We start from the raw sequence: 12,056 nt of genomic DNA, 5'->3' as shown, positions 1-12,056 counted from the left end.
TCACCGATCCGGCTGGCCGCTGCGCCAGCCGGATTGGTTGTCTCTGTCAACGACCGGGTCTAGCCTTCCCTCCAAGCTGCGGCGCGCCCGCGGCATCAGGGGGGAACGGGTCCGTGCAGGGCTACGACTATATCGTCATCGGCGGCGGCTCCGCCGGCTGCGTCATCACCCAGCGCCTGGTCGCGGCCGGCAAGGGCGTGCTGCTGCTGGAAGCCGGTAAGCCGGACAACCATCCCTTCGTCCACATCCCCGGCACCTTCGTCCGCGTCATCGGGTCCCACCGCACCTGGATGTACAAATCGGAGGATGAGCCGGGGCTGAAGGGCCGGCCGATGCATGTGCCGCAGGGGCGCACGCTCGGCGGCGGCTCTTCCGTCAATGCCATGATCTACATTCGCGGCCAGCATGCGGATTACGACCACTGGGCGGCGCAAGGCGCGGAAGGTTGGGCCTGGGAGGATGTGCTGCCCGTCTTCATCCGCGCCGAGGCGAACCAGCGCCTGGCCGCGCCCTGGCACGGGACGGAGGGAATGCTGCGCGTCTCCGACACGCGCTACCGCCATCCCCTGAGCTACGCCTTCATCCGCGCCGCGCAGGAAGCGGGCGTGCCCTACACCGATGACTTCAACGGCGCGCGGCAGGAAGGGGCGGGCTTCTTCCAGACCACGACGATGGAGGGGCGGCGCGGCAGCACCGCCGCCACCTACCTCGCCGCCGTGCGCGGCCGGCCGAACCTGACCATCCGGACCGAGGCGATGATCGAGGCCATCCTGGTGGAGAACGGCGCTGCCACCGGCGTGCGCTGGCGCGGCCCCGATGGCGGCACGCAGCAGGCGGAGGCGCGGGAGGAGGTGATCCTCTGCGCCGGCGGGATCGGATCGCCGAAGGTGCTGCAGCTCTCCGGCATCGGGCCGGCGGCGCATCTGGCGGAACATGGCATCACCGTGCGGCGCGACCTGCCGGGCGTGGGCGAGAACTACCAGGACCACATCTCCGCCTCCGTCTATGGCCAGACGCGGGAGGCCGTGAGCCTGCTGGGGCATGACCGGGGCTGGCGATCCATCCGGCATGGGCTGGAATACATCCTGACCCGGTCGGGGCTGCTGTCCTCCAACATCGTGGAGGCCGGTGCCTTCGTGGATACCAGCGGCTGCGGCCGCCCCGATGTGCAGATCCACCTGACGCCGACGCTGGTCGGCGACGTGCATCGCGCCGCGCCGGCGGGCCACGGCATCACCATCAACCCCTGCATCCTGCGCCCCACCTCCCGCGGCAGCGTCAGGCTGCGCAGCGCGCGGGTGCAGGACCCGGTGGTGCTGCGCGCCAATGCGCTCGGGACGGAGCAGGATCTCGCGACGCTGGTGCGCGGCCTGAAGCTGTCCCGCCGCATCCTCCGCGCGCCCTCGCTGGCGAAGGTGATCGAGCGGGAGATCCTGCCCTCTCCCGCCGATGACGCGCCGGATGAGGTGCTGGCGGACCATGCGCGCACGGTCGGCAAGACCGTCTTCCACCCCGTCGGGACCTGCCGCATGGGGCGGGATGCGATGGCGGTGGTGGACCCGCAGCTCCGCGTCCATGGCGTGCCGCGGCTGCGCGTCGCCGATGCCTCCGTCATGCCGACGCTGGTCAGCGGCAATACCAACGCCGCCGCGGTGATGATCGGGCAGCGCTGCGCCGATTTCCTGCTCAGGTCCGGCGCGTGACGCTCCCCGTGTCGATCACTCCGCGATCAGGCCGAGCCGGTTGACCAGCTCACGCTCCCGCAGCGCCTCCTCCCGGATGAAGGCGGTGTAGTCGGCGGTGTTCAGGTAGCTCAGCGGCAGGTCGTAGCGGCGCATGATCTCCCGATGCGCGGGGTCGAGCAGCGCCTTGTGGAAGGCGTCGTGCAGCACGCGGACGATGCCGGGGTCCATGTTCTTCGGGCCGGAAATGCCGAAGGGCGCGGTGAAGGCCATGTCCATGCCGAGCTCCTTCAGCGTCGGCGCCTGCGGGAAGCGCGGGCTGCGTTCCTCCGTCCAGACATTCAGCAGCCGGAAGTCGCCTGCCTCCACGCCTGGCGCCCAGCCGGAGCCATCGCCGACGCAATCGATCTGCCCGGCATGGAGCGCCAGCAGCGCCTCCGAGATGCCGCGGAAGGGCACGTGCTGCAGCTTGATGCCCGCCCGTTCGAAGACGACGTGGGAGACGACGTGCCCGTCCGATCCGACGCCGACGCTTCCATGGGTCAGCCGGTCCGGATTGGCGCGGGCATGCGCCACGAAGCTGGCCCAATCCGTCCAAGAACTCCTGGAGTTCACGACCATGCCCAGCATGTAGCCGGACAGGCGGATGATGTAGGTGATGTCGTTGACCGGGTCGTAGGACAGGCTGCGCCGCATGAAGGGCTGGCGGATCGTGCCCATATGCGACTGCGCGAGCGTATAGCCATCCGGCCGCGCCTGGCCGGAGGCCAGGAACTGCGCCGCCAGCACGCCGCCGGCGCCGCTGCGGTTCTCGATCACGACGTTCTGGCCGAGTTCGCGCGTCGCCGCCGTGGCGAGCACCCGGAACACGACATCGGTGGTGCCGCCTGGCGTCCAGGGGATGATCAGGCGGATCGCGCGGTTGGGAAAGCCCTGCTGCGCCACCGCGGGCGCCGCCAGGATCGAACCGGTGCCGAGCAGGGCGAGCCGGCGCGTGATGGCGCCGGGGTGGGTGACCTTCATCGTCGTCTCCTCCGGGCTCATGCGGCCCATTGCGACGATGGTCGGGCGTAATGGTTGAGAGTGTCAACCGTCTCCGTGCCCGCAACGCTTCGTTGCCAAAGGAGGCTGGCGCCAGGGCGGTGGGCGCGCGACATCACGGGCGATGCCGAACACCGCCCATGACGCGCCGCATGCCGATTGCCGGGAACAGGCGTATCCTGGGCGCCGCATGACAGATCCCCTCCCCCGCCTTTCGCGTCGTGGTGCCCTGGCGGCGCTGGCGTTGACCGCCGGCTGCGCGCCGCGCATCGAACCGGCTTCCTCCGGCTTGCGCCTGCCCGCCCTGTTCAGCCGCGCGCCGGCCACCGCCGCGCCCCCCGCCACCATGGCCTGGCCGGATGCCGCCTGGTGGCGGGAATTCGGCGCGCCGCCGCTGGATGCGCTGATGCGGGCGGCCATGGCGGGCAATCTCGACCTCGCCGCGGCCTCCGCACGGGTGCGCCAGGCGGATGCGCAGGTGCGGATCAGCGGCGCCTCCCTGCTGCCCTCCGTGGATGGCGACCTCTCCGCCGGGCGATCCCGGTCCGGCAACCGCAACCCCGGCAGCGCGGCGCAGGCCGGCAACAGCTTCGGCGCCACGGTGTCCGCGAGCTACGAGGTCGATTTCTGGGGCCGCAACCGCGCGGCGCTGGAAGCCGCGCGATCCAGCGCCACGGCCGCGCGCTACGCCGTCGGCGTCACCGCCCTCTCCACGCAATCCGCCGTGGCGAATGCGCTGTTCAGCCTGCTCGGCGCGCGGGAACAGCTGGAGATCCAGCGCGGCAACCTGGAAGTGGCCACCCGCAACCTCGGCATCCTGCGCAGCCGCATCGCGGCCGGCACGGCCACGGGCCTCGATGTCGCGCAGCAGGAGACGGTGGTGGCGCAGCAGCGCGCCGCCATCCCGCCGCTGCAGCTGACGGCGGACCAGAACGCGCTGGCGCTCGGCACGCTGACCGGCACCATCCCCGGCGACATGGTGGTGGAGACCTTGCGCATCGGCGCCATCCGCGTGCCGGAAGTGCCGGCGGGCCTGCCCTCGGAGGTGCTGGCCCGGCGGCCCGACGTGCAGCTGGCGGAAGCGAATCTGCTGACGGCGAACGCGAATGTGGCGGCCGCACGGGCCGCGCTGTTCCCGACCATCGCGCTCACCGCGCGGGGCGGCGTGAGCGCCACCGCGCTCGACCTGCTGCTGCGGCCCGGCTCCACCCTCTACAGCCTGGCAGCGGGGCTGACCGCGCCGATCTTCGATGGCGGCGCGCTGCGCGCCCAGGTGGACCAGTTCCGCGCAAGGCGGGAGGAGCTGCTGGCCAACTACCAGCAGGCGATCCTGGCGGCGCTGGAGGATACGGAGGCGAGCCTCGCCGCGCTTCGCTGGAATACGGAACTTGTCGAATTGCAACGCGCCCGCGTCGCCGCCGCCCAGCGCGCCTATGACATCGCGGAGGCGCAGCTGCGTGCCGGCACGGTCGATCTGCTGACGGTGCTGAGCGTGCAGACCAGCCTCTTCTCCGCCCGCACGGCGCTCGCGCAGGCACAGACCGGCCGGCTGCAGGCCGCTGCCGCATTGTTCACCGCGCTTGGCGGCGGCTGGAGCCTTGATGCGGCTGCCGCGACGCCATCTCCAGGGGGCGGCCCAGACGGCGGCCCCTGGGGCGGCCCTAACGCCGGAGGCAGCCCGAGCCCATGAACGACGTGCCGAAGACCCCGCCCGCCCCGGCGGAGACGAAGCTGGCCACCCCGGTCGCGCCGCGGCGGCGCCGCTGGCCCTGGCTGCTGGCGGGGCTGGTCGTGGTCGGTGGTGGTGCCGGCTTCTACGCCTGGAAGACCGGCCTGCCGCCCTTCGCGCCGGCCGCGCAGGCGCCCACGCCCCCGGGCCAGCCCGGCGGCCGGCGCCCCGGTGGCGGCGCGCCCGCCATCCCCGTGACGGCCGCCGCGGCCAGCGTGGAGGACCTGCCCATCCTGCTCGATGCCCTCGGCACCGTGCAGGCGTCCAACACCATCACCGTCGTGCCCCAGGTTTCCGGCCGCATCACGGAAATCGCGTTCCGGGAGGGGCAGGAGGTGAAGGCGGGCGATGTGCTGGTGCGGCTTGATCCGCGCAGCCTGCAGGCCTCGCTCGACCAGGCGGTGGCGACCAAGGCGCAGCGGGAGGCGCAGCTGGCCAATGCGCGGCTGGACCTGACGCGCTACCAGCAGCTGCTGCGCAGCAACGGCACGTCCCAGCAGACGGTCGATACGCAGCGCGCCCAGGTGGCGCAGCTGGAAGCGCAGGTGCAGTACGACCAGGCGACGATCGAGGCCGCGCGCACCCAGCTGGACTTCGCCACGATCCGCTCACCGATCGATGGGCGCGTCGGTCTGCGGCAGGTGGATATCGGCAACCTCGTCTCCTCCGGCACCACCACGGGCATCGTGGTGGTGACGCAGCTGAAGCCCATCACGGTGAACTTCACCCTGCCGCAGCAGACCCTGCCGCAGGTCATGCAGGCACTGGCGGCGGGGCCGGTGCCGGTGGAGGCACGGCTGGCGGAATTCGCGCCGCCGCGCCTCGATGGCACGCCGGCGCCGCCGAACCCCATCGGGCAGCTGGTGACCATCGACAACCAGGTGGACAGCGCGACCGGCACGATCCGGCTGAAGGCCACCTTCCCGAATGAGGACCAGCGCCTCTGGCCCGGCGCCTTCGTCAACACGCGGCTCCAGGTCGCGGTGCTGCGGGGCGTGACCGTGCTGCCGCTGGTGGCCGTGCAGCGCGGGCCGCAGGGCCCCTACGCCTTCGTGGTCAGGGACGACAACACGGTGGAGCAGCGCAACATCACGCTCGGCACCATTGCGGGCAACCAGGCGGTGGTGCTGGCCGGCATGCGCGTGGGCGAGCGTGCGGTGACCTCGGGCGCGCTGCGCCTGGTGAATGGCAGCGCGGTGCAGGTGGCGGAGCCGGTGAGGCCGCCGCCTTCGGTGCCGCAGGCGCGCCGCCGGCCGCAGCAGGCCCCGGCACCAGCCCCCGCGACACCCCCGGCCGAAGCCCCGGCGCCCGCGCCCGCGCGCCCATGAGCATCTCCTCCCCCTTCATCGCCCGGCCCATCGCGACCTTCCTGCTGGCCGTCGCGGTGCTGCTGGCGGGCCTCTATGGCTATCTGCGCCTGCCGGTGTCGTCGCTGCCGGAGGTCGATTTCCCGACCATCCAGGTGACGACACAACTGCCCGGCGCATCGCCGGACACGGTGGCCATCCTGGTGACGGCGTCGCTGGAACGGCAGCTCGCGCAGATCGCGGGGCTGTCGGAGATGGTGTCCGTCAGCGGGCCATCGGTGTCGCGCATCACGCTGCAGTTCAACCTGGGCCGCGACATCGACGATGCGGCGCAGGACGTGCAATCCGCCATCAACGCGGCGCGCGGCACGCTGCCCTCCACCCTGCCCTACCCGCCGACCTACCAGAAGGTGAACCCGGCCGATCCGCCGATCATGACCCTGGCGCTGACGTCGGAAACCCTGCCGACCGCGCGCCTGTCCGACGTGGTGGACACGTTGCTGGCGCAGCGCCTGTCGCAGGTGACGGGCGTGGGACGCGTGGCGGTGCAGGGCAACATGCGCCCCGCGGTGCGGCTGCAGGTCGATCCGCAGCGCCTCGCGGCCTATGGCATCGGCATGTCCACCGTGCGCACCGCCGTCGCCGCGGCCAATGTCGCGGGGCCAAAGGGATCCATCGACGGGCCGCAGCAGGCTTCCGCCGTCATGGCCAATGACCAGGTGACGTCGCCGGCGGGCTTCGCCGACCTCATCATCGCCTGGCGGGACGAGGCGCCGGTGCGGCTGCGCGATGTCGGTGCGGCGGTGGAGGATCTGGAGAACACGCTGACGGCCGCCTGGTACAATGGCCGTCCCGCCGTGCTGATCGACGTGCAGCGCCAGCCCGGCGCCAACATCGTGCGCACGGTGGAGCTGGTGCGCGCGCAGCTGTCCAACCTGGAACGCGCGCTGCCAGCCGGTGTCGCGCTTTCCGTCGTTTCCGACCGGACGGAGACGATCCGCGCCTCGGTGGAGGAGGTGCAGTTCACGCTGGTGCTGTCCGTCGTGCTGGTGGTGGCGGTGATCTACCTGTTCCTGCGCAGCGCGCGGGCCACGGTGGTTCCGGGCGTGGCGCTGCCGCTGTCCATCGTCGGCACCTTCGGCATCATGGCGCTGTTCGGCTTCTCGCTCGACAACCTCTCCCTGATGGCGCTCGTGATCGCGACCGGCTTCGTCGTGGACGACGCCATCGTGATGATCGAGAACATCGTGCGCCTGATCGAGGGGGGCAAGAAGCCGCTGGAGGCAGCCTTCGAGGGTGCGAAGCAGATCGGCTTCACCATCGTCTCCCTCACCGTCTCCCTCGTCGCGGTCTTCATCCCGCTGCTGTTCATGGAGGGCGTGGTGGGGCGGCTGTTCCGCGAATTCGCCATCGTGCTCACCGTCGCCGTCCTCGTTTCCATGGTCGTGTCGCTGACGCTGACGCCGATGATGTGCGGCCTGCTGCTGCGCCCGCATGCGGAGGAGAAGCCGGGCCTGGTGAACCGCGCCTTCGAGGCCGGCTTCGAGTGGCTGCGCCGCCTCTATGCCCGCACGCTGGACTGGGCCCTGGCGCGGGAGGGGCTGATGCTGGCCGTCGCGGTGGCGACGCTCGGCGGCACCGTCTGGCTCTATGTGGTGATGCCGAAGGGCTTTCTTCCGCTGCAGGATACCGGAATCATCGCCATCACGACCGAGGCGCCGCAGGATGTCTCCTTCGCCCGCATGTCCGCCCTGCAGCGGGAAGTGGCGGAGGTGGTGGCGCGGGATGCGGAGGTCGTCGCCGTGACCTCAGTCGCCGGCGCCGGCACGGTCAATGCCGCGCAGAACACCGGCCGCGTGGTCGCGGTGCTGCGGCCGCGGGCGGAACGCAGCGACGATGTCTCCACGGTCATCGACCGGCTGGCGCCGCAGATCGAGCGCATCCCGGGGGTCGTCGCCTATCTCCAGCCCGTGCAGGACATCCAGATCGGCACGCGCCCTTCCAGCACGCAGTACCAGTACACGCTGACCGACACGGCGGCGGATGAGTTGCGCGCCTGGGCACCGCGCCTGCTGGCGGGGCTGCGGGATCTGCCGCAGCTCCGCGATGTCGCGAGCGACCAGCGGGATGACGGGCTGCGCATCCAGGTGCAGGTGGACCGCGCCCGCGCCGCCCGGCTCGGCGTCACGATGCAGGCGATCGACGACACGCTGTATGACGCGCTGGGCCAGCGGCAGATCTCCACCATCTATGGCCAGGCGAACCAGTACCGCGTGGTGCTGGAAGCCGATCCCCGCCAGGTGAACGATCCCGCCGCCATCGGCCTGCTGCGCGTGCCTGGCACGGCGACGAACGGCATCGCGGCGCAGATCCCGCTGGCGGAGATCGCGACCATCACGCGGGCAAGCGGGCCGCTGACCATCACGCGGCAGGACCAGTTTCCGGCCGTGACCTTCAGCTTCAACCTCGCGCCCGATGCCTCGCTCGGCCAGGCCGTGACGGCGATCCGGGCGATGCAGGCCAGGCTCGGCATGCCCGACACGATGCAGGGCAGCTTCGGCGGCGATGCGGCGGAATTCGACCGATCGCTGGCCGGGCAGGGCTGGCTGATCCTGGCCGCCGTCATCGTCATCTACATCGTGCTCGGCGTGCTCTACGAAAGCGTCGTCCACCCCATCACCATCCTCTCCACCCTGCCCTCCGCCGGCATCGGCGCGCTGCTGGGGCTGATGATGTTCGGGCTCGACCTTTCCGTGCTCGGCCTCATCGGCATCGTGCTGCTGATGGGCATCGTGAAGAAGAACGCGATCATGATGATCGACTTCGCGCTGGAGGCGCAGCGGGACCACGGCATGTCGCCGCGCGATGCGATCCGGGAAGCCTGCCTGCTGCGCTTCCGCCCCATCATGATGACGACGATGGCCGCCCTGCTCGGCGCCGTGCCGCTGGTGCTGGGGCATGGCGCGGGGTCGGAGCTTCGGCTGCCGCTCGGCGTGTCCGTCATCGGCGGGCTGCTGCTGAGCCAGGTGATCACGCTCTACACGACGCCGGTCATCTACCTGGCGCTGGAGGATCTGCGGGGCTGGGTGGCGCGGCGCTTCCGGGGCGCGGCACCGGCGGCGGCGGAGTAGCGCGTGTCGATCTCCGCCCCCTTCATCGCGCGGCCCATCGGCACCACGCTGCTGGCCATCGGGTTGGCGCTGGCGGGGCTGGTGGCCTACTTCAACCTGCCCGTCGCGCCGCTGCCGCGCGTGGATTTCCCGACCATCGCCGTCAGCGCCAGCCAGCCCGGCGCCGATCCCGCCATCATGGCGTCTTCCGTGGCGGCACCACTTGAACGGAGGCTGGGTGAGATACCGGGGGTCACGGAGCTGACCTCCACCTCCAGCCTCGGCAGCGCCACTGTCATCATCCAGTTCGACCTCAGCCGCTCCATCGCTTCCGCCGCGAGGGATGTGCAGGCGGCGATCAATGCCGCGATGTCAGACCTTCCCTCCGGCCTGACCAACACGCCGACCTTCCGCAAGTTGAACCCGGGCGATGCGCCTGTGCTGATCCTGGTGCTGACCTCACGCACGCTGACTCCAGGGCAGCTCTATGACGCCGCCGACAATGTGGTGGTGCCGCGGCTGTCGCAGGTGGATGGCACGGCGCAGGTCAACATCGCGGGTGCCGAGCAGCCCGCGATCCGCGTCGCGGTCAATCCCGCCGCGGCAACGGCGGCGGGCGTTTCGCTCGACCAGATCCGCACCGCCATCACCGCCGCGAACGTGACGCAGGCCACCGGCATGCTGGAAGGTCCGGAGCAGTCGGCCGCCATCAGCGTGAATGACCGGCTGCAGGATGCATCCGAATTCGGCGCCATCATCGTCCGCCAGGCCAATGGCGCGATGGTGCGGCTGGACAGCATCGCGCGGGTGGAGCAGGGCGCGCGGGACCGACGGCAATCCGGCCTCTTCAACGGCCAGCCCGCCGTGATCCTGACCATCTTCAAGCAGGCCGACGCCAATGTGCTGGAGGTGGTGGACGGCATCCGCGCCCTGCTGCCGGACCTGCAGCGCTGGATGCCCGCCGGCGTCGACGTCACCATCATGCGCGACCGGTCGGAGACGATCCGCGCCTCCGTCGCCGAAGTCCAGCACACGCTGATCATCAGCATCGTCCTGGTGGTGCTGGTGGTGGCCGTCTTCCTGCGCAAGCCCTCCGCCCTGTTCGCCGCCGGCATCGCGGTGCCGCTGTCGCTGCTCGGCACGCTCGGCGTCATGTGGATGGTGGGGTATTCGCTGAACAACCTCTCGCTGATGGCGCTCACCATCTCGGTCGGCTTCGTGGTCGACGATGCCATCGTGATGATCGAGAACATGGCCCGCATGCAGGAACGCGGCATGCGGCCGATGAAGGCGGCGCTGGAGGGGGCGCGGCAGATCGGCTTCACCGTCGTGTCGATGAGCCTGTCGCTGATCGCGGTCTTCATCCCGCTGCTCTTCATGGGCGGGATCGTGGGCCGGATGTTCCGCGAATTCGCGGCGACGCTCTCCATCGCCGTCGCCATCTCGGCCGTCGTGTCGCTCACCGTGACGCCCATGCTGGCCGCACATCTGGCCCGTGCGGAGCCGAAGCCGGAAGGCCGTGTCGGCCGCGCCATCGAGGCGACCCTGGACTGGATCGTGCGCGGCTACATGAAGAGCCTGGTGGTGGTTCTCCGCTTCCGCGTGCTGACCTGGCTGTTCAACATCGGCCTCGTCGTGCTGACGGTCTGGCTCTACACGGTGGTGCCCAAGGGCTTCATCCCGGCTCAGGATTCCGGCCTTCTGCAGGGCTCCGCCCAGGCGCAGGCCGATACCTCCTTCCAGCAGATGGTGGTCTACCAGCAGCGCCTGATGGAGGTGCTGCGCGCCGATCCGGCGGTAGAGAGCGCCTCGGCCTCCGTGGGTGGTGGCGGCTTCTTCGGCAGTTCCAGCAACATCCGGATCCAGGTCGCGCTGAAGCCGGCCGCGGATCGGCCTGGGCTGAATGCAGATGGCGTGATCGCGCGGCTGCGCGGCCCGCTGGCGCGGATCACCGGACTGCAGACCTTCCTGCGCCCCGTGCAGGACATCAACATCGGCGGGCGGTCGAGCAGCGGGTCCTACCAGTATGTCCTGCTGACGCCGGACCTGGAGGAGCTCGGCGTCTGGAGCGAGCGACTGGTGCAGCAGCTGCGCACGCTGCCGCAGGTGGCGGATGTCTCTTCCGACCAGCAGCGCACGGGCCTCGTCTCCCGCCTCGTCATCGATCGGGATGCCGCGGCCCGTCTCGGGGTCTCGATCTCCGCGCTGGGCGGCGCGCTGAACAACGCCTTCGCGCAGCGCCAGGTCTCCACCATCTACCGTGCCCGCAACCAGTACCGCGTGGTGCTGGAGGTGGACCCCGTGCTGACCGAGGATCCCGAGAGCCTTCAGCGCATCTTCGTGCCGGGCAGCGCGGGGCCGGTGCCGCTGGGGTCGCTGGTGCGGCTGGAACGCACCGTGGCGCCGCGCTCCATCACCCACCAGGGGCTCTTCCCCGCCGCCACCATCAGCTTCAACCTCGGAGAGGGTGCGACGCTCGGCCAGGCGGCGGCGCTGGTGGAGCGCGCGGTGCTCGACATCCAGATGCCGGGCAGCATCAGGGGCGAATTCGCGGGCAATGCGCGCGCCTTCCAGAACTTCCAGTCTGGCCTGCCGCTGCTGATCCTGGCGGCGCTGGTCGCGATCTACATCGTGCTCGGCGTGCTCTACGAAAGCCTGATCCACCCGCTGACCATCATCTCCACCATCCCGACCGCGGGCGTCGGCGCGCTGCTGGCACTGCTGGCCACCAACACGCCCTTCACCATCATCGCGCTGATCGGCGTGATCCTGCTGATGGGCATCGTGAAGAAGAACGCCATCATGATGGTGGACTTCGCGCTGGAGCATGAGCGCGAGGGCGGCGAGGGTGGCATGACGGCGATCCTGGAAGCCTGCCGCGAACGCTTCCGCCCCATCCTGATGACGACGCTGGCCGCGCTGTTCGGCGCGCTGCCGCTGGCGCTGGCGACCGGCCCGGGGGCGGAGCTGCGCCAGCCGCTGGGCATCACCATCATCGGCGGGCTGATCGTGTCCCAGTTGCTGACGCTCTACACCACGCCGGCCGTCTATCTGGGGCTGGAACGCCTGGCGGGCGCGAAGCGGGAGAAGCTGCCCGCGCTGACGGCGAGGGCCTGAGTGACCTGTGTGGACGGCCCCTTCGATGCAAGGGCGTTGAAGGGTTGAGGCGCCGCGGTCGAGTGCGGTC

The 12,056-nt window shown here is 70.6% G+C and carries 6 protein-coding genes; 5 read left to right on the top strand and 1 reads right to left on the bottom strand.

What is annotated here, in order from left to right; translation table 11 throughout:
• The first annotated feature begins 113 nt into the window (after positions 1-113).
• On the top strand, positions 114-1,703 hold the full coding sequence (locus G3576_RS32660; RefSeq protein ID WP_164697321.1) for a GMC family oxidoreductase: 1,590 nt from the start codon (positions 114-116) through the stop codon (positions 1,701-1,703).
• 15 nt (positions 1,704-1,718) lie between these two features.
• On the opposite strand, the gene G3576_RS25530 is transcribed toward G3576_RS32660, so the two are convergent.
• A complete protein-coding gene (locus G3576_RS25530; RefSeq protein ID WP_164697320.1) occupies positions 1,719-2,705 on the bottom strand; it encodes a Bug family tripartite tricarboxylate transporter substrate binding protein in 987 nt (328 codons plus the stop codon).
• 208 nt (positions 2,706-2,913) lie between these two features.
• Here G3576_RS25530 and G3576_RS25525 point away from each other — a divergent pair, with 208 nt between their 5' ends.
• From G3576_RS25525 to G3576_RS25510, 4 genes are read left to right on the top strand one after another with little or no spacing between them, the layout of a single operon-like run.
• Positions 2,914-4,413, top strand: coding sequence for an efflux transporter outer membrane subunit (locus G3576_RS25525; protein WP_164697319.1), 1,500 nt, complete (start codon positions 2,914-2,916; stop codon positions 4,411-4,413).
• Positions 4,410-5,780, top strand: coding sequence for an efflux RND transporter periplasmic adaptor subunit (locus tag G3576_RS25520; protein WP_164697318.1), 1,371 nt, complete (start codon positions 4,410-4,412; stop codon positions 5,778-5,780). Before G3576_RS25525 ends, G3576_RS25520 begins: the two co-directional genes overlap by 4 nt.
• Positions 5,777-8,890 carry an efflux RND transporter permease subunit gene (locus G3576_RS25515; protein WP_164697317.1) on the top strand — a complete coding sequence of 1,038 codons (3,114 nt, stop codon included), beginning with the start codon at positions 5,777-5,779 and terminating at the stop codon, positions 8,888-8,890. Before G3576_RS25520 ends, G3576_RS25515 begins: the two co-directional genes overlap by 4 nt.
• 3 nt (positions 8,891-8,893) lie before the next feature.
• Complete coding sequence (locus tag G3576_RS25510) at positions 8,894-11,986, top strand: efflux RND transporter permease subunit (RefSeq protein WP_164697316.1); 3,093 nt, start codon at positions 8,894-8,896, stop codon at positions 11,984-11,986.
• Positions 11,987-12,056: the final 70 nt, after the last annotated feature.

The sequence above is a fragment of the Falsiroseomonas algicola genome, from assembly GCF_011040385.1.
Classification (GTDB): domain Bacteria; phylum Pseudomonadota; class Alphaproteobacteria; order Acetobacterales; family Acetobacteraceae; genus Falsiroseomonas; species Falsiroseomonas algicola.
Note: the sequence above shows the minus strand (reverse complement) of the source record. Positions and strands in the feature narration are given on the sequence as shown.

Excerpts from the sequence above, each read along its gene's own strand:
- G3576_RS25530 (WP_164697320.1), bottom strand. The coding sequence starts at position 2,705 with ATGAAGGTCACCCACCCCGGCGCCATCACGCGCCGGCTCGCCCTGCTC.
- G3576_RS25525 (WP_164697319.1), top strand. The coding sequence starts at position 2,914 with ATGACAGATCCCCTCCCCCGCCTTTCGCGTCGTGGTGCCCTGGCGGCG.
- G3576_RS25520 (WP_164697318.1), top strand. The coding sequence starts at position 4,410 with ATGAACGACGTGCCGAAGACCCCGCCCGCCCCGGCGGAGACGAAGCTG.
- G3576_RS25515 (WP_164697317.1), top strand. The coding sequence starts at position 5,777 with ATGAGCATCTCCTCCCCCTTCATCGCCCGGCCCATCGCGACCTTCCTG.